The organism is Rhodococcus sp. Leaf247 (assembly GCF_001426185.1).
Taxonomy (GTDB): domain Bacteria; phylum Actinomycetota; class Actinomycetes; order Mycobacteriales; family Mycobacteriaceae; genus Rhodococcoides.
On the sequence record NZ_LMRP01000005.1, the window covers coordinates 18661 to 37307 of the forward strand.

Genomic DNA, 18647 nt, shown 5'->3' on the forward strand with positions numbered 1-18647 from the left:
CGAAGAGAACTACCCCGTGATCGTTGGAAGGACCGTCGTCGTGCGCATGTGGACCCGGAAGAACGCGCTGAGCGGCGTCAAGTTCAAGTCCGAGATGGACCCCCGTGAAGTGGCCGTGCTCCGCTCGCTCGTCGAGTCCGTGATCGGCCTGCTCGACCGCCGAGGCGCCGAGGCACCGACGGACGACCTCGCGGAGCTGACCGGTATGCGCTCGGGGAACACGCGGCCTCCGGAGGACCCGACACTCGCGCGATTGCTCCCCGACTTCCACCGCCCGGAGGGTGCGGACTCGGCCGAGTCCGACGGACTCGCCGAGCAGGCCGATCTGAACGGCGCTCTGCGCGGCCTCTACGAGCCGGAGATCATCGACGTCAAACGTGCAGCGGGCGCGACCATCCTGTCGACACTTCCCGAGGGCGGAGGCAAGATCGCGCTGACCCGTGAACAGGCCGATTCCTGGCTGACCGGCCTCAACGACGTCCGCCTCGCGCTCGGGACGACGCTGGGCATCGACGCGGATACCCCCGACCAGCTCGAGGAGGACGATCCGCGAGCGCCGCATCTCGACGTCTATCACTGGCTCACCTGGATGCAGGACTCGCTCGTCCAGGTCCTGATGCCGTGATCCGCGACCTCCTCTCGGATGTCGCAGGACTGACGGTCGGGCACCACCACGTGCTCGATGCAGACGTCACCCTGTCCGATCCCGACGTCGACGGCCACGGCCGAGCGACCGGGTGCACCGTCGTCATGACCGATGCGCCGATGACTGCCGCGGTCGACGTCCGTGGTGGGGGACCGGGAACGCGGGAGACGGATCTCCTCGACCCGTCGCATTCCGTGCAGAAAGTCGACGCCGTGCTGCTCGCCGGCGGATCCGCCTACGGTCTGGCCGCCGCGGACGGAGTCATGCGGTTCCTGGAGGAACGCGGTCGCGGGGTGCGGATGGGCCGCGACGACCGAGTGGTGCCCATCGTTCCCGCCGCTGTCATCTTCGATCTTCCGGTCGGCGACTGGTCGACGCGACCGACCGCCGACTTCGGCTACGCGGCGGCGGCCGACGCCGCGGCCGACTACGCAGCGGGCAGCGTCGGTGCGGGGACCGGTGCACGCGCAGGAGTGCTGAAAGGTGGCGTCGGCAGTGCGTCGATGCTCATCGAGTCGGGTGCCGCGGCAGGACTCACCGTGAGCGCACTCATGGTGTGCAATCCCGTCGGTTCCGTGTTCGATCCCGCGACCGGAACCCTGTGGGGCGCATCGTCCGTACCGGAGCTCGATCTGCGGGACCCCGATGCCGCCGACATCGCCGCCGCCGCTGCACTCGCCCCGAAGGACACCTCGCTGAACACGACCATCGGTGTCGTCGCGACGGATGCCGACCTCGGTGCACCCGCGTGCCGACGCCTTGCCGTCGCCGCGCACGACGGTCTGGCGCGGGCGATCCGTCCGGCGCACTCCCCGCTGGACGGCGACACGATCTTCGCGTTGGCCACCGGCCGCACGGAGCCGATCGACGACGGCCCAGGGGGAGTCGACTCCTCGGGTCCCGACGATCCTGCGATGCTTCCGGACCTCGCCGTGCTCGACGCCCTCTGTGCCGCCGTGGCCGTGGTCGTCGAACGTGCCATCGTTCGAGCCGTACTCGGCGCCACGCCGGTGGCGGGCATTCCCACGTATCGCGACGTCTTCCCGAGTGCTCACGCCTGACTCGACGGCTCGAGTATCGTCGGAACCAGGACACCTCACCGATCTGCACGACGGGACTGCCATGACCATCGGAACACCCGGCGCATCGCCGGCGACGACGCGCGGACGGTCACGGTGGGCAGGCGCCGCACTGGTGACAGGCAGCTTCGTCCTCCTGCTGTACGTGATCGAAGCCGTCGACGTCGCGTCCGGTCTGGCGCTGGACCGCCACGGCATCGGTCCCCGGTCGATCGACGGACTTCAAGGCATCGCCTTCGCCCCACTGCTGCACCACGGCTGGGACCACCTGTTCGCCAACACCGGCCCGCTCCTCGTTCTCGGATTCGTGCTGATGCTCTCGGGAATCGGCCGGGGCATCGCGGTCACGGCGGTCGTCTGGATCGTCGGCGGACTGGGAACGTGGTTGACCGGAGCGACCGCCTCCCTGCACGTGGGCGCGTCGATCGTGGTGTTCGGATGGTTGTCGTACCTCATCGTCCGCGGCGTGTTCGCCCGCGACATGAAGCAACTCCTCGTCGGAGTCGTCGTTCTGTTCGTCTACGGCAGCGCCCTGTGGGGAGTGCTGCCGACGCAGGAGGACGTCTCGTGGCAGGGACATCTGTTCGGAGCACTCGCGGGAATTCTGGCCGCCTGGATGTTCGCCGGTCATGCTCGACGTGAGCGTTCGGCGCCGATCACGGTGCAGCAGAGGCTCTCTTGACACTTCCCGACGTCCGCGTGTGACCTACGGAGAATGTCACGACACGGCCGGTCGCGGAACGTGCTCGCGGCGCGTGCCCGGCGTGGCAGCATGACCCTCATGCGTCTCACGGTTCTGGGTTGTTCGGGCAGCGTCTCGGGTCCCGACTCACCGGCATCCGGCTATCTGCTCGAGGCTCCGGACACGTCGCCGATCGTCATGGATTTCGGTCCCGGCGTCCTCGGCGCGTTGCAGAAGTACGTGAACCCGGCCGATGTCCATGTGCTGCTGTCGCACCTGCACGCCGATCACTGTCTGGACGTGCCCGGTCTGCTCGTCTGGCGTCGGTACCACCCGACCCCGGCGGCGGGCCGAGCCATCGTCTACGGGCCGTCGGACATGGCGTTCCGGCTGGGGGTGGCGTCCGCGGAGAGCGGCGGACGCATCGACGACATGTCGGACACCCTCGACCTGAGGTACCTGCGGGACGGCGGAACCCTGCAGTTCGGCGCGTTGACCATCGAGCCGCGCCGGGTGTACCACCCGCCGGAGTCGTACGGGATGCGCATCACCACCGAGCAAGGCACCGTGCTGGCCTACACCGGTGACACCGGCGTCTGCGATGCCGTGCAGGAGTTGGCCTCCGGGGCGGACGTCCTCCTGGCCGAAGCCTCGTGGACACACGACGTCGACCGTCCCGTGGGCGTGCACCTGTCGGGTACCGAGGCCGGGCGGCTGGCCGCGGCTGCCGGGGTGTCCCGTTTACTGCTCACCCACATCCCGCCGTGGACGTCACGCGAGGACGTCATCGCCGAAGCCGCGGCCGAGTTCGACGGGCCCGTCGACGCGGTGACTCCCGGGTACGTCGTCGAGATCTGATCACCGGCGTTCCGATGGGCGATCCCCGCTACGGCTAGGGTGGCAGCCGTGTCCACACGCGAAGACGGTAGAGCAGACGACGAACTCCGCAACATCACGATCACCCGCGGATTCACCTCGCACCCGGCCGGGTCGGTGCTGGTGGAATTCGGCAACACGCGAGTGATGTGCACGGCCAGTGTCGAGGAGGGAGTTCCTCGCTGGCGCAAGGGATCCGGACTCGGATGGCTCACAGCCGAGTACGCGATGCTTCCCGGTGCGACTCACACCCGCAACAGCCGCGAATCCGTGAAGGGCAAGGTCAGCGGGCGCACGTCCGAGATCAGTCGTCTCATCGGTCGGTCGCTGCGAGCCTGCATCGACCTGGCTGCCCTCGGTGAGAACACCATCGCGCTCGACTGCGACGTCCTCCAGGCCGACGGCGGCACGCGCACCGCGGCCATCACCGGCGCCTTCGTCGCCCTGTCCGACGCCGTCACCTACCTCGCCGCGCACGGCAAGCTGGCCGATCCTCAGCCCATCTCGTGTGCCATCGCCGCGATCTCCGTCGGTGTCGTCGACGGCCGTGTGCGCCTCGACCTCCCGTACGAGGAGGATTCCCGCGCCGAGGTCGACATGAACGTCGTCGCCACCGACACGGGCACCCTCGTCGAGATCCAGGGAACGGGTGAGGGCGCGACGTTCCCTCGGTCGACGCTGGATGCGATGTTGGACAACGCGCTCGCCGGGTGCGAGCGCATCTTCGAGATCCAGAAGGAAGCCCTCGCCGCGCCGTACCCGGGAGAACTGCCCGGTGCCTGACCTGACGCCCAGCACCGGGACGGTCCGACTGCTGGTCGCGAGCCGCAACGCCAAGAAGCTCGCGGAACTGCGCCGCGTGCTCGACCGCGCGCAGGTGAGCGGGATCGACCTGGTGGGCCTCGACGAGGTCGACGAGTACCCGGAGACCCCCGAAACGGGAGCCACCTTCGAGGAGAACGCTCTGATCAAGGCGCGCGACGGCGCCGCGGCAACCGGATTACCCTGTGTCGCAGACGATTCGGGGATCGCTGTCGATGCGCTGAACGGTATGCCCGGTGTGCTGTCGGCGAGATGGTCCGGACGCCACGGCGAGGACGAGGCCAACACCGCACTGGTTCTGGCGCAACTGTCCGACGTCCCGGACGATCGCCGGGGCGCGGCCTTCGTCTCGGCATGCGCGCTGGTGCTTCCCGACGGTCGCGAGACCGTCGTCCGGGGAGAGTGGCGGGGGACGGTCGCGTGGGAGCGGGCCGGGTCCGGCGGATTCGGGTACGACCCGGTGTTCGTCCCCGAAGGATCGGCGGTCTCGGCCGCAGAGATGACCCCCGAGCAGAAGGACGCCGCATCGCACCGGGGAACGGCGCTGCGGGAATTGCTGCCGCAGATCGCGGCGCTCGTTCCCTGACCGATCAGACCGCGAAGTCCCGCTTCACCTGCTGCGTGCGCTTGTGCTCGATGACGAAGGACAGGAACGGGATGGTGCCGGCGAGGAGGGTGCCGATGGTGCGCCCGACAGGCCAGCGCACCTTCACGGCCAGATCCAGCGTCACGATCAGGTAGACGAAGTACACCCACCCGTGCACGACCGCGATCCAGGTCGGAGTGTTCTCGACGCCGAAGATGTACTTGGCCACCATCTCTGCGGTCAGTACGAGGAGCCAGACGCCGGTGGCGTAGGCGAGCACGCGGTAGCGCAGCAGCGCCGGCCTGATCCGGGTGCCGTCGGCACGAGTCGTGGATCGAGGTTCTGCGGTGCTCACGAAGTGCTCCTGTCGTTCTCACGGCTGGAATCCAGCTCTGCAAGATAGCGGTTGTACTCACGAAGTTGACGGGATTCGGCGTCGTCGCCCGTGGACGTGGCCGACTCCGGACGCCGGGGCAGCAGGTCGGCGGGGATCTCGGTCATCGGGGCCGGGCCGTCGTCGTCCGTCGGTTCGTCCACGCTGTCCTCCAACTGGACGAAGCGGCGGTAGGCGAAGACGACGAACGCAGCGAACAGCGGCCACTGGAACGCGTAGCCGAGGTTCTGACCCGTGCCGGACGAGGACTCGAACCGTTCCCATTGCCAGTAACCGAGCACCAGGCAGCCGACAGCACTGACGGCGACGAGCAGGATGAGTGCTGGTCGACGCGTTCCGCGGGCCTTGTCGCCGGTCTGTTCCACACCACGACGGTACCGGACGAGCGAGTATCAACGACAGTGCGTCGTACTCGCAGAAGCATGGTGCGCGAGGGGGGACTCGAACCCCCACGTCCTCCGGACACCACATCCTAAGTGTGGCGCGTCTGCCATTCCGCCACTCGCGCGTAGCGCACGCAGCTTAACTCAGGAGCTGCGTGCGCCACGTGTTGCGGCGCGGCTAGATGCGGGGCTTGCGCTGGTAGCGCCAGATGCTGTGCCGGACTGTCGCCACGTCGACCTGCAGGACGATGGCCGCGTTTGCGATCAGGTCGCGGCACTCGACGTCCGGCACGTCACGAGTGCATGCCTCCGAGACGAACGCAGCGACGTGCCGATCGAGCGCAGCTACGTCGACGCCCGAGGACCCGACGAAGACGTCCCACGACGCCGGCCCGACTCCTGCTACTCCCAGAACGGCCTCACGTACCGCGGCGAGGCCGTCCGAGTCGAGTGCGGCGAGTTCACCCACCGATCGCACACCGAACCCGACGACGAGAGCCGCGCAGTCACGGACCGCTTCGGCCTTCGACATCCGGTTACCGGACACGCGCTGGCGATTGCCCAGAATGTCGAGGAGTTCCTCGGGTGAGAGAAGCGCGAACGACGACAGGTCGTCGGATGCGTCGCCGCGCCACGCGCGCCAGGACGTGACGACCTTGCGGACCCCCGTGGCAGCGGTGCCGTACGTGGCACGGGACGAGAAGATCGCGTCCAGCAGTGCGGCCTCGGAGTCCTGAGGCCACCCGTCGAACCAGAAGGGCCAGCTCTCTCGCGGCATCGCGTCGGAGATGGCGGCGACGACGCGGTGGAGCGGCGTGACCAGATCTATCGGCCTGGTGTCGAACGTGGGCGTGGTGTCGAACGTGGACGTGGTGTCGAGCGTCATGATTCCCCCCGGAAGCAGCACTGGTGCACGGTGTGTGCAGAGGGGACCGTAAACCGTCGGTCCGACAGGAAAGTCGCTGGTTATCGGCGACGTCGGGCAACGTGACCGCTCGACCTAATGTAACGCTTTTATAACGATGAACACGAGGGTTTCCTCAGGTTCGCGCGCCGAGGAAACGGCGCTGGTCTGCAGCGATACTCCCTACTTTTCGGTCAGTTGAGGCCGCAATTCTGGCCACGATCACGACATACCCGCCGGTAGCACTAGGACGTCAAACAGAACGTGAGGAATTCCTCATGATTCTGTGCGACCCTGGTTCCACGAGATGAGAGTGGTCTGTCGATGACGACTGCCACCGGCTCGGCCCCGACGTCCATGGCGACGAGGCCGATATCGGTCCTACGTGAGACCCACACAGGTCGATCGACACCGGGGCCGCTCATTCGAGCACCACACGACCCCAGCGCCTCGTACCCGAGGCAGGAGAGGACACGCACGCGTGACCATCAACGAGAGCACACCCCCCAATCGGCAACGATCCACCGATCGCGCGGAGGCTCTCGCCGAGCGCTTCGTCGCGGGTGAGCGCTACGCGTTCGCATTCGGCGGTCAGGGTGCACCCTGGCTCCCCACCCTGGACGAGCTCACGCGCGATTGCGCTCTCGAGCCGCAGATCACCGAACTGGTCAACTCGGCAGCAACCATCCTGGCTCCGGTCTCGCAGGAACTCCTCGTGGTCCGTCCGCTCGGATTCGACCCCATCGCCTGGATGCTCGAGCAGGAACTTGCCGACGACCCCTCCGCCGGACCGTCCACCGCAGCCCTCTCGTCCGCGGCCGTCTCCGTTCCCGGTGTCCTCCTGACCCAGATCGCTGCACTGCGCGCACTGTCCGTGCAGGGGCTCGACTACACCGCGACCCCTCCGGCCGCGGTCATCGGTCATTCCCAGGGTGTGCTCGCACAGGCAGCCGTCGCGGACCAGGGTCGCAGCGACGCGGAACTCCTCGCGGTCGCCCAGCTCATCGGCGCAGCCGCCGGCCTGGTCGGACGTCGACGCGGCCTCATCGGCGCCGGCGAGCGCGCTCCCATGATCGCCGTGTCCGCCGTCGACCCGGTGCGCCTGAAGACGATCGTCGACGAGGTCGCCGGTGACGATGCCTCCACCTCCGCCGTCGTCGCCATCCGCAACGGCCGCCGCCGCGTGGTCCTCAGCGGCCCGTACACCAAGCTCGTCCGAGTCCAGCAGCGCTGCGAGGAGATCTCCGCAGCCGAGACTCGCGAGCGCGATGCCAAGAAGCGCGGCGGGGCGATCTTCGCTCCCGTCTTCGAACCCCTCGACATCGAGGTCGGCTTCCACCACCCGCAGATGGACGAGGCAGTCGACGTCGTCGCGTCGTGGGCCGCACGGTGCGGCGTCGACGTCGAACGCGCCCGCTCGCTCGCGCAGTCGATCCTGGTCGATCCCGTCGACTGGGTCGCCGCGACCGAATCCGTCGTCGAATCCGGTGCATCGTGGATCCTCGACCTCGGACCCGGTGACGCCCTCACCCGCCTGACCGCCTCGAACATCAGCGGACACGGTGTCGGCGTCGTCGCCGCGTCGACACGCACCGGTCACCGCAACCTGCTGACGCCGGGCGCCGCACCCGAGGTCGACCGACCGTGGAGCGACTTCGCCCCGACCGTCGTCCAGCTGCCGAACGGCTACACGGGCGTCGAGACGTCCTTCACCAAGCTCACCGGCCGCTCGCCGATCCTGCTCGCGGGCATGACCCCGACCACCGTCGATCCGAAGATCGTCGCCGCCGCGACCAACGCCGGACACTGGGCCGAACTGGCCGGTGGCGGACAGGTCACCGAGGAGATCTTCGCCGGACACGTCGCCGAGCTGCAGGACCTTCTCGAGCCGGGCCGGTCGGTCCAGTTCAACTCCCTCTTCCTCGATCCGTACCTGTGGAAGCTGCAGCTGGGCGGCAAGCGCCTCGTGCAGAAGGCCCGCACCGCCGGCGCCCCCTTCGACGGTGTCGTCGTCACGGCCGGTATCCCCGAGCTCGAGGAAGCCGTTGCGCTGATCCAGGAGCTCACCGAGGTCGGCATCAGCCACGTCTGCTTCAAGCCGGGCACGGTGGCGCAGATCCGCGCGGTGATCCGGATCGCCAACGAGGTCCCGGACTACCCGGTCATCGTCCACATCGAGGGCGGCCGCGCCGGTGGCCACCACTCGTGGGAGGACCTCGACGACCTGCTGGTCGCCACCTACGCCGAACTGCGGTCGCACGACAACATCGTCATCTGCGTCGGCGGCGGCATCGGAACACCCGAGCGTGCAGCCGACTACCTCACCGGCCGTTGGTCGGAGGCCGCCGGATTCCCGGCCATGCCGCTCGACGGCATCCTCGTGGGAACCGCTGCCATGGCGACCCTCGAGGCGACCACCTCACCCGAGGTCAAGCAGCTCCTCGTCGACACCCCCGGAACCCCCGACTGGGTCGGCGCCGGCACCGCGATCGGTGGCATGGCGTCGGGTCGCAGTCAGCTCGGCGCGGACATCCACGAGATCGACAACGCCGCCTCGCGTACCGGCCGTCTGCTCGACGACGTCGCCGGTGACGACGAGGCCGTCGCGGCACGCCGCGAGGAGATCATCGCGGCGCTCGACTCCACCGCGAAGCCGTACTTCGGTGACGTCGCGTCGATGACCTACCTGCAGTGGCTCGAGCGGTACGTCGAGCTGGCCGTCGGACACGACATCGACACCGACACACCGTGGTTGGACGTCACGTGGCGCGTGCGCTTCCGCGACATGCTGCAGCGCGCGGAGGCCCGTCTGCATCCGTCCGACCGTGGCCCCGTGCCGACGCTGTTCGCCGACGAGGATCTGCTGAACCGTCCGGCCGACGCCATCGCAGCCCTCACCGCCGCATACCCCGATGCGGGTTCGGTGGAACTGCATCCGGCGGACGTCCCGTTCTTCATCTCGCTGTGCCGTCTTCCCGGTAAGCCCGTCAACTTCGTCCCCGTGGTGGACAAGGACGTCCGTCGGTGGTGGCGCAGTGACTCGCTGTGGCAGGCACACGACGCCCGCTACTCGGCCGACCAGGTCTGCGTCATCCCCGGCACCGTCGCCGTCGCCGGAATCGACCGGCTGAACGAGCCGGTCGGCGACCTGCTCAACCGGTTCGAGAAGGCCGCCGCCGATCGACTTCTCGCCGAGGGCGTCGAGTCCGTCGCCGTCGCGACGCGTCGCCACCCCGACATCGCCGGTGGACTGGTCGGCATGGTCCTCGCGGCTCCCGACATCACCTGGGCATCGCGGTTGGCTCCCAACCCCGTGCGTCGACTCGGCGCACTGTCCGAGTGGGACGTCGTGTCCGACGAACTGGCCACCCACGCTCGTACCGGTGCCTCGCTGTCGGTCGTCGGAACCGATCAGGTGCTGCTGTCCGTACCCCTCTCGCCGGGTAAGACCGTCGACATCCGGATCAGCGTCCCCGCGTCCGCCGTCGACGGTGGCGCCCCGCTGGTGACCGATGCCGACGCCGAGTCCTCCATGTCGGCTCTGCTCGGAGTGGCTGCAGGACAGGATCTTCCGACCGTCAAGAACGGCTCCGCACGCCTCAACATCGCCTGGTCGCCCGATCTGGTCGCCGATCACGCGGGCGTGACGGGATCCGGACTGCCCGCGGCCTTCGGTATCGGCCACTCGGCTGTTCCCGACGTGCTCGTCGGCGCCTGCTGGCCCGCCGTGTTCGCCGTGCTCGGATCCGCCCGGACCGCCGACGCCGGCGCCGTCATCGAGGGCATGCTCGACCTGGTGCACCTCGATCACCGCATCGACCTGGTGGGCGAGCTGCCCGATCACCACAGCATCCTCGTGGTCAAGGCCGAAGCGGGCGAGGTCGTCGACACGGACCTCGGCCGCGTCGTCGAGGTGTCCGTCGAGATCGGCGCGATGCTCGGCGAGGGGCTCGACGCCCCGGTCGTCGCCACGCTGGTCGAGCGCTTCGCCATCCGCGGGCGCACCGGCACCGGCACGCTGTCCGATCCGCCGCGCGCCGGTGGCTCGGTGACCGACGCATTGGTCGAGACCCCGCGTCGTCGCCGCCGCGACACCGCCGTCACCGCACCCCGCCACATGGGTGCGTTCGCACAGGTGTCCGGTGACCACAACCCCATCCACACCTCCGATGCCGCAGCACTCCTCGCGGGCCTCGGAAGCCCGATCGTCCACGGCATGTGGCTCTCGGCCGCCGCCCAGCAGGTCGTCGTCGCCGTCGATCCGTCCGCGACCACACCGCCGCGTCGCCTGACCGCATGGACCACCCGTTTCCTCGGGATGGTCCGTCCGGGAGCGACCATCGACGTCCGTGTCGACCGCATCGGCTTCGAAGCCGGCACCGAGGTCGTCGAGGTCTCCTGCAAGGTCGACGGCGACATGGTCATGCTGGCTACCGGCCGCATCGCTGCACCGAAGACCGTCTACGCCTTCCCGGGTCAGGGAATCCAGCAGCCCGGAATGGGTCTCGATGCGCGGGCTCGTTCGAAGGCCGCCCGCGAGATCTGGGAGCGTGCGGACAAGCACACCCGCGCGGCGCTCGGGTTCTCCATTCTCGCTGTCGTGCGGGACAACCCGACGGAGTTGCGGGCCAGGGGAGTCGTCCATCGTCACCCCGACGGTGTCCTGCACCTGACGCAGTTCACCCAGGTCGCCATGGCCGTCCTCGGTGTCGCCCAGGTGGCGGAACTGCGGGAGTCCGGCGCCTTCGTCGAGGGCTCGTTCCTCGCGGGTCACTCGGTCGGTGAGTACAACGCACTCGCCGCCGTCGCCGGCGTGCTCCCTCTCGAAGCTGTCCTCGAGGTGGTCTTCCAGCGCGGATCGGCCATGCACCAGTTGGTGCCACGTGATGCGAAGGGCCGCAGCCAGTACCGCATGGCCGCCATCCGCCCGTCGCAGATCGGCCTGGCCGACGAGGACGTCATCTCCTTCGTCGAGGCGATCGGTGAGCGCACCGGCGAGTTCTTGCAGGTGGTCAACCTCAACCTGCGCGGCTCGCAGTACGCCATCGCCGGAACGGTCGCCGGTCTCGACGCTCTCGAGGTCGAGATCGACCGTCGCCGTGCCGAGTTCGGTGGCAAGCGTGCCTTCATCGTCGTTCCCGGCATCGACGTGCCGTTCCACTCCACCGTGCTCCGTGGCGGTGTGGACGACTTCCGCGCGCGACTGCTCGATCTGCTGCCCGCGGACATCGACCCGTCGATCCTCGTCGGTCGCTACATCCCGAACCTGGTCCCGCGTCTGTTCTCGCTCGAGCGCGACTTCGTGCAGGAGATCGCGGATCTGGTTCCGTCGCAGCCGCTCTCCGATGTCCTCGGAAGCTGGGACGACTGGGCCGCGCGCCCGTCCGATCTGTGCCGCGTGGTGCTGACCGAGCTGCTCGCATGGCAGTTCGCCAGCCCCGTCCGATGGATCGAGACCCAGGACCTGCTCTTCGGAGACGAGTCCGACGGTGGTCTGAGTATCGAGCGCTTCGTCGAGGTCGGTCTGGGTTCGGTTCCGACGGTGGCCAATCTGGCCACGAACACGCTCAAGCTGCCGGGTCGCATCGGCCACCCGGTCGAGGTGCTCAACATCGAGCGCGATGCTGCCGTCGTGTTCTCCACCGACACCGACCCGGAAATTGTCGACGAGCCGGAGGCTCCTGCCACGGACCCCGCGGCGACGGCGGCTCCCGCCGCTGCCGCGGCACCCGCTGCAGCCCCGTCGGCACCTGCCGGTGCTCCCCGTCCCGACGACATCGCGTTCACCGCATCCGATGCCACGACAGTGCTGATCGCCCTGTGGACCAAGCTCCGCATCGATCAGATCGGCCCCGCCGACACGATCGAGGCGCTGTGCGACGGTGTCTCCTCGCGCCGTAACCAGTTGCTCGTCGACCTCGGTTCCGAGCTCTCGCTCGGTGCCATCGACGGTGCAGCCGATGCCGACATGGGCGCTCTCGCCGGCACCGTGAACAAGTTGGCGCGTACCTACCGCCCCTACGGCCCCGTGCTGACCGACTCCGTCAACGACCACCTGCGCAAGGTGTTCGGACCGTCGGGTCGCCGTCCCGGATCCATCGCCGAGCGCATCGCCAAGGTCTGGCAGCTCGGTGACGGCTGGTCGCATCACGTCACGGCCGAGGTCGCTCTCGGTACTCGCGACGGATCGTCCATCCGCGGTGGGGATCTCGGCGGGCTCGCTCCCGGTGCCCTGGCCGACGGCGCTGCCGTCGACGCGGTGATCGACGCGGCCGTGGCCGCGGTGGGTCAGCGTCGCGGAATCCAGGTGTCGATGCCGTCCAGCGGTGGCGGCGGCGGTGGTGGCACCGTCGACGCAGCTGCACTGGGTGAGTTCACCGAGAACATCACCGGACGCAGCGGCGTCCTCGCCTCGGCCGCCCGATTGGTTCTCGAGCAGCTCGGATTCGCCGACGAGGCAACGCTTCCCGAGGCCGACGCGAGCGAGGCCGAACTGGTCGACCTCGTCTCGACCGAACTGGGTACCGATTGGCCGCGTCTGGTCGCACCGTCGTTCGACGCCCGCAAGGCCGTCCTGATCGACGACCGCTGGGCCACGGCGCGCGAGGACCTCGCTCGCCTGTGGGTCGGAGACGCGAAGGCTCAGGCGCTCGCCGTCGGAGCCTTCGCCGGGACCGGCGACGCTGTCGCCGATCATGCGACCTGGTGGAGCAACCGTGCGGATTCGCAAGGTCTGACCGCGCTGGCCGAGACCTACCGCGCCATCGCGACGGCTGCAGCCTCGACCAGCGAGGCCTCCACCCGCTGGGCAGGCCAGGTCGCCGTGGTCACCGGTGCGAGCAAGAACTCCATCGCCGCCGCGGTGACGAGCGAACTGCTGTCCGGAGGTGCCACGGTTTTCCTGACCACCTCACGCCTCGACGAGAGCCGTGTCGGCTTCTACCGGGAGCTCTACCGCACCAGTGCCACTGCGGGAGCTGCACTCTGGGTCGTTCCGGCCAACATGGCGTCCTACGCCGACGTCGATGCGTTCATCGAGTGGATCGGTAGCGATCAGATCGACTCCGCCGGTGGCGCCAAGACGCTGGTGAAACCGGCGATCACGCCGACGATGCTCTTCCCGTTCGCCGCGCCCCGCGTGGCCGGCGAGCTGTCGGACGCCGGATCGCGGGCCGAGATGGAGATGCGAGTCCTGCTCTGGTCGGTGGAGCGTCTGATCGGTGGACTGTCGAAGATCGGTATCGACCGCGACGTCGATGCGCGACTGCACGTCACGTTGCCGGGCTCACCCAACCGCGGCCTCTTCGGCGGCGACGGTGCGTACGGCGAGTCGAAGGCTGCGCTCGACGCAGTCGTCAACCGGTGGAAGGCCGAGCGCACCTGGGCCGAGCGAGTCACGTTGGTGCACGCACGGATCGGGTGGGTCCGGGGCACCGGCCTCATGGGCCACAACGATCCTGTCGCCAATGCAGCCGAAGCGGCCGGTGTGCGCACCTGGTCCACCGCCGAGATGGCGGAACAGTTGCTGGCAACCTGCGACGAGGCCTCCCGTGAGGCCGCTGCGCAGGCTCCGCTCGAGGTGGATCTGACGGGCGGACTGGCCGAGGCCGGGCTCGACCTGGCCGCACTGGCCAAGCAGGCGGCCGACGAGGCCGTCGCCGACGAGACCGTCGCGGACGACCTGGCAACGATCGACGCCCTGCCGGCGCCGCCGCGCCCGGCCGAGCAGTTGCCTGCACCGTCGTGGCCCGCACTGGACATCGATCCGGCCGAGATGGTCGTCATCGTCGGTACCGGCGAGCTCGGACCCTACGGCAGTGCTCGTACCCGCTTCGAGATGGAGGTCGACGAGAAGCTCTCGGCGGCAGGCGTTCTCGAGCTCGCATGGAGCACCGGCCTGGTGGTCTGGGAGAACGATCCCAAGCCCGGGTGGTACGACGTCGAGTCCGGTGACCTGGTGCCCGAGGCGGAGATCGCCGACAAGTACCACGACACGGTCGTCGAGCGCTGCGGCATCCGTCGCTACGAGGACGACGGCGCCATGGTGAACAACACGGCGCCGCTGATGACCTCGGTGTTCCTGGACAACGACCTGACGTTCGTCGTCGGCAGCGAAGCGGAGGCTCGCGCCTTCGTCGGAGCCGACCCCGAGCGCACCGTCGTGAACACGAACGCGGACGGCGACTGGCAGGTCACGCGGAAGGCCGGCACCGAGATCCGCGTGCCGCGTCAGATGAAGCTGACCCGCACGGTCGGTGGACAGATTCCGACGGGCTTCGACCCGGTCAAGTGGGGCATCTCGCCCGACATGGCCGGCTCGGTGGACCGCGTCGCACTCTGGAACATCGTCTGCACCGTCGACGCGTTCATCACCAGCGGTTTCGACCCGTCCGAGCTCATGCGCTGGACCCACCCCTCGTTGGTGGCCAACACGCAGGGCACCGGCATGGGCGGCATGGAATCGATGCGCTCGCTGTACATCGACACGCTGCTCGGTGATGCGCGGGCGAACGACATCCTGCAGGAAGCTCTGCCGAATGTCGTTGCCGCGCATGTCGTCCAGTCCTACGTCGGTTCGTACGGCGCCATGGTCCACCCCGTCGCGGCGTGCGCCACGGCCGCGGTGTCCGTAGAGGAAGGCGTCGACAAGATCCGACTCGGCAAGGCGACGTTCGTCGTCTCGGGCGGATTCGACGACCTCAGCACCGAGGGCATCATCGGATTCGGTGACATGTCCGCGACGGCCGACTCGGCGTCCATGCATGCCAAGGGCATCAGTGATCGCCGGTTCTCCCGGGCCAACGACCGGCGACGTGGCGGCTTCGTCGAGTCGCACGGCGGCGGAACGATTCTCCTCGCTCGCGGTGACCTGGCGCTCGAGATGGGACTCCCGGTCCTGGGCGTCGTCGGATGGGCGCAGTCGTTCGGTGACGGTGTCCACACCTCGATTCCGGCTCCCGGCCTCGGTGCTCTGGGCGTCGGCCGCGGAGGACAGGATTCGGCGATGGCTCTGTCGCTGAGTGCACTCGGAGTCGCCGCGGACGACATCGCGGTCATCTCCAAGCACGACACCTCGACCAACGCCAACGACCCCAACGAGGCGGAGCTGCACACTCGTCTCGCCCGGGCCCTCGGGCGCACGGACGGCAACCCGCTGTTCGTCGTGTCGCAGAAGTCGCTCACCGGACACAGCAAGGGTGGAGCGGCAGCGTTCCAGCTGATCGGTCTGTGCCAGGTGCTCGCACAGGGAGTCGTGCCGCCGAACCGCAGTCTCGATTGCGTCGACGACAAGATGACCGAGTTCGACCACCTCGTGTGGGCTCGTGAACCGCTCCGGTTCGGAGATCGGTTGCCGCTCAAGGCCGGTCTGCTGACCAGCCTCGGCTTCGGGCACGTGTCCGGCCTCATCGCCGTGGTGCATCCGCAGGCGTTCATCGAGGCCGTACCGGCCGAGCGTCGGGACGACTACGTGGCCAAGGCGCAGGCGCGCCTCGTCGCCGGCCGACGCCGGTTGATGGACGCGATGTGCGGTGGATCGGCGCTGTACGAGCGTCCGGAAGACCGCCGGTTGGGTCATGAGGGAACGTCGAGCGATGCCAAGCATCAGCGCGAGGTCGACATGTTGCTCAGCGAAGATTCTCGCCTCGGCGCGGACGACGTCTACCGTACGGTGGCCAAGTGAGCATCCTCGGAGTCGGTCTGGATCTGGTGTCGGTCTCGGAGTTCGCCGAGCAGATGGAGCGAGTGGGGACCACCATGGTCCGCGACAGCTTCACTGCCGGCGAGCGGCGGCACGCCGCCACCAAGAGCGCGGAACCCGCGCGGCACTACGCCGCGCGGTGGGCCGCGAAGGAAGCTGTGCTGAAGGCATGGGCCGCATCACGTTTCGCACGTGCGCCCCAGATCGGCGACAACCCGTACCCGTTGATCGAAGTGGTCAACGATGCGTGGGGACGGCCGTCCATCAAGCTGCACGGGATGGCGGCGGAGTTCCTGCCGACGGTCAAGATCCACCTGTCGCTGACGCACGACGGTGACATCGCGGGAGCGGTGGCAATTCTGGAGGAGTGACCTCCGGAGAACTGCGAGACGAGGGGAGCCGGCGCGATCAGCGTCGGCTCTCCTTTTCTGCTACCAGGAGGTAGGCGCCCATGAGGCGCTTGAGTTCGGCGACGGCATCCGCATGGGACTGGCCGTCCTGCACCGAGAAGTTCAGCATCGAGTAGACGACGTGCACCAGCACCTCGGCCATGAGGTTGCGTCGGACACGGGGTGTGCGCGGAGTCAGCGGCGCCAGCATCCGCTCGACCTGGGCCGCGAACGCCTTCTCGTGGATCATTCCGGTGGTCCTGGTGGCCGGTGTCGACTGCATCGCCAGCCACACCTCGCGCCGGGACGGGTCGGACGTCCACAGTCCGGACAGGTGGTCGAGGAAGTCGTCGAGGAAGCGGAGCCAGTCGAGCGACGGGATCTCACCGTCGAAATCCGACAGCTCCTGCTCCACGCCGGACAGATCTCTGCGACTGAGCTCGCACACGATGACGTACTTGTTGGCGAAGAACTGGTACAGCGTGCCGATGGGCAGACCAGCCCGCGCTGCCACTTCCTCGCACGTGAACGACTCGAAACCCACGTCCGTCAGGAGATCGCGCGATGCACTGAGCAGAGCGTCGAACTTCTTCTTGCTGCGTTCCTGGGTGGGCCGTCGGCGCGGAAGCAGCTCGACGGGCTCGTTCGCGTCGGCGTTCTCGCTGGTGTCGTCACCGTCGCGGACATCGGATTCGTCCTGGTGAGGACCGGTCGACGGGTGCGGTGCCGACGGGTCCCGCGCGCTGAGCATCGGTGATCCGTCGGTCGACTCCACGGTGCCCACAGTATCCGTTTCGCCGCTGATCTCGAACAGGGCGACACCATTCTGCAGCGACCAATATGAACTTACGGTATGTTTAGAGTCGATAACAAGGCAAGACGTTCACTGAAGTGGCGTCCAGTCGGCCATGGATACCGGTCTCGGGGGAGTTCCAACGGTGGGGTCGGCTGCGCCTGTCTGCGAGAAGAGGAGGCACACCATGAGCAACACCCCGAAGAAGAGTGCGCGAGGACGTGGTGACACCACGGTGGTGTCTGCTGTCCTCCTCTACGACCTGGACGGCAGCACCGTCACCGCCACGTTGCTCTCACCTGTCGACGGCTCCGAGCTGGGCGCCGCCGAATCCATCCACCTCGACAGCTTCTCGCCGGAACAGATCGGGCTGACCGTGCCGATCCTGTGGGATCTTGTCGACGTCGCCGAAGCCAACGTCATGTGCGTCGTGACCTCGGGTGCCGCCGCGGACATCGACGTCGCACCTCCCATCCTCGAGCTCGCGTTCGGCGTGCCGGTCTTCGGCTCCGCCACCCCCCCGCCGTCCTCGGACGAGGTAGCGCCCGTGAAGCCTGCCGTGGCGCGATCCACGTCGCCCGTTCGACCGGTTCCGGCCGTGCCGATCCGCCGGTCGTCCGCGACGACGGCACGTCCGGCCCCGTCACTGGTGAAGAAGTCCGGGGTCGCCGCTGCGGCTGCTGCGGCCGCCGCAGCACGACCGGCCGCGACCGAACCCGAGGTCGTTCCCGCACCGGCCGTCGAGGACCGTCCGACCGTTCACGACACCGACACGGAGGTGTTCCCGGCCGTCGTCCTCCCTGAGGTGGCCGTGCAGCACGACGACGCGCCGACGGAATCCTTCCTGGTCGTCCCCACTGCCGCGGCCGTCGCCGCGCCCCGTCGGTCCCGCCGAGCTGTCGGGTTCGCCGGTGCTGCCGCCGCAGCAGTTCTGGTCGCCGCCGGCATCGGCACCGCCGCCGTGATCTCGGGTGGATCGGACAGCGCACCACAGAACACGGCTGCGACCCAGCAGGCTCCGGATTCCGCGCCGACCGTCGACAGTCCCGCACTCGCCGCGGCTGCGCCTGCTCCGGCGGCTCCTCCCGTCGCACCTCCTGCTGCTCCTGCGGAACCGTTGCCCACCGACGCAGCCGACGCTCCGGCTGCCGCACCCGACTGGACGGCGCCCGCAGCCGCAGCGCCCGCTCCCTGGACTGCCGCGACCCCGGCACCCACCTCGTGGACGTCACCGTCGTCGTCGCAGTCGCCCAGTGCCGTTCCGCCGCCGCAGTTCACTGTCCCTGTGCCGGAGAACGATCCGAGCAAGTCCCGTCAGCAACTCCAGGACGAGGCGTGGGCCAAGCACTGGGCCGAGACCGGCCAGTGGCTGAACCAGGAGTTCCCGCAGTAA

General features: G+C 68.5%; 13 protein-coding genes and 1 tRNA gene. 9 read left to right on the plus strand and 5 right to left on the minus strand.

The features are described from left to right. Positions 1 to 40 precede the first annotated feature (40 nt). The 6 genes from aosR to rdgB all read left to right on the plus strand — a co-directional run bounded on the left by aosR (position 41) and on the right by rdgB (position 4691). Positions 41 to 625, plus strand: a complete 585-nt coding sequence (gene aosR / locus ASG64_RS20930; protein ID WP_042575173.1) for an oxidative stress transcriptional regulator AosR — start codon at positions 41 to 43, stop codon at positions 623 to 625. Beyond that, on the plus strand, positions 622 to 1707 hold the full coding sequence (locus ASG64_RS20935) for a P1 family peptidase (RefSeq protein ID WP_156388479.1): 1086 nt from the start codon (positions 622 to 624) through the stop codon (positions 1705 to 1707). The genes aosR and ASG64_RS20935 overlap by 4 nt, the downstream gene beginning before the upstream one ends. A 61-nt stretch (positions 1708 to 1768) precedes the next feature. Further along, positions 1769 to 2407, plus strand: coding sequence for a rhomboid family intramembrane serine protease (locus ASG64_RS20940; RefSeq protein WP_056076453.1), 639 nt, complete (start codon positions 1769 to 1771; stop codon positions 2405 to 2407). 99 nt (positions 2408 to 2506) lie between these two features. After that, positions 2507 to 3265 carry a cyclic nucleotide-degrading phosphodiesterase gene (locus ASG64_RS20945; protein ID WP_200933530.1) on the plus strand — a complete coding sequence of 253 codons (759 nt, stop codon included), beginning with the start codon at positions 2507 to 2509 and terminating at the stop codon, positions 3263 to 3265. Between the two features lie 48 nt (positions 3266 to 3313). Then, positions 3314 to 4066, plus strand: a complete 753-nt coding sequence (gene rph / locus ASG64_RS20950; protein ID WP_042575171.1) for a ribonuclease PH — start codon at positions 3314 to 3316, stop codon at positions 4064 to 4066. Continuing rightward, positions 4059 to 4691 (plus strand): RdgB/HAM1 family non-canonical purine NTP pyrophosphatase, encoded by a 633-nt coding sequence (rdgB, locus tag ASG64_RS20955; protein ID WP_235579669.1) that lies wholly within the window; start codon positions 4059 to 4061, stop codon positions 4689 to 4691. The genes rph and rdgB overlap by 8 nt, the downstream gene beginning before the upstream one ends. Positions 4692 to 4695: 4 nt before the next feature. On the opposite strand, the gene ASG64_RS20960 is transcribed toward rdgB, so the two are convergent. The 4 genes from ASG64_RS20960 to ASG64_RS20975 form a co-directional block, all read right to left on the minus strand. Continuing rightward, positions 4696 to 5046 carry a DUF3817 domain-containing protein gene (locus tag ASG64_RS20960; protein ID WP_042575148.1) on the minus strand — a complete coding sequence of 117 codons (351 nt, stop codon included), beginning with the start codon at positions 5044 to 5046 and terminating at the stop codon, positions 4696 to 4698. After that, positions 5043 to 5450 carry a transcriptional regulator gene (locus ASG64_RS20965; protein WP_197074778.1) on the minus strand — a complete coding sequence of 136 codons (408 nt, stop codon included), beginning with the start codon at positions 5448 to 5450 and terminating at the stop codon, positions 5043 to 5045. Before ASG64_RS20965 ends, ASG64_RS20960 begins: the two co-directional genes overlap by 4 nt. Before the next feature lie 58 nt (positions 5451 to 5508). Beyond that, positions 5509 to 5593: transfer RNA gene (locus ASG64_RS20970), tRNA-Leu, on the minus strand. 53 nt (positions 5594 to 5646) lie between these two features. After that, complete coding sequence (locus tag ASG64_RS20975; protein WP_156388480.1) at positions 5647 to 6354, minus strand: hypothetical protein; 708 nt, start codon at positions 6352 to 6354, stop codon at positions 5647 to 5649. Positions 6355 to 6853: 499 nt separating this feature from the next. Here ASG64_RS20975 and ASG64_RS20980 point away from each other — a divergent pair, with 499 nt between their 5' ends. Further along, entirely contained in the window at positions 6854 to 16054 is a 9201-nt protein-coding gene (locus tag ASG64_RS20980) for a type I polyketide synthase (protein WP_056076455.1), read from the plus strand. Then, a complete protein-coding gene (gene acpS, locus ASG64_RS20985; protein WP_042575146.1) occupies positions 16051 to 16443 on the plus strand; it encodes a holo-ACP synthase AcpS in 393 nt (130 codons plus the stop codon). Before ASG64_RS20980 ends, acpS begins: the two co-directional genes overlap by 4 nt. Positions 16444 to 16480: 37 nt before the next feature. On the opposite strand, the gene ASG64_RS20990 is transcribed toward acpS, so the two are convergent. Beyond that, entirely contained in the window at positions 16481 to 17236 is a 756-nt protein-coding gene (locus tag ASG64_RS20990) for a TetR/AcrR family transcriptional regulator (RefSeq protein ID WP_231568716.1), read from the minus strand. A 205-nt stretch (positions 17237 to 17441) separates the two neighbouring features. On the opposite strand from ASG64_RS20990, the gene ASG64_RS20995 reads away from it, so the two are divergent. After that, positions 17442 to 18647 carry a hypothetical protein gene (locus ASG64_RS20995; RefSeq protein ID WP_056076458.1) on the plus strand — a complete coding sequence of 402 codons (1206 nt, stop codon included), beginning with the start codon at positions 17442 to 17444 and terminating at the stop codon, positions 18645 to 18647.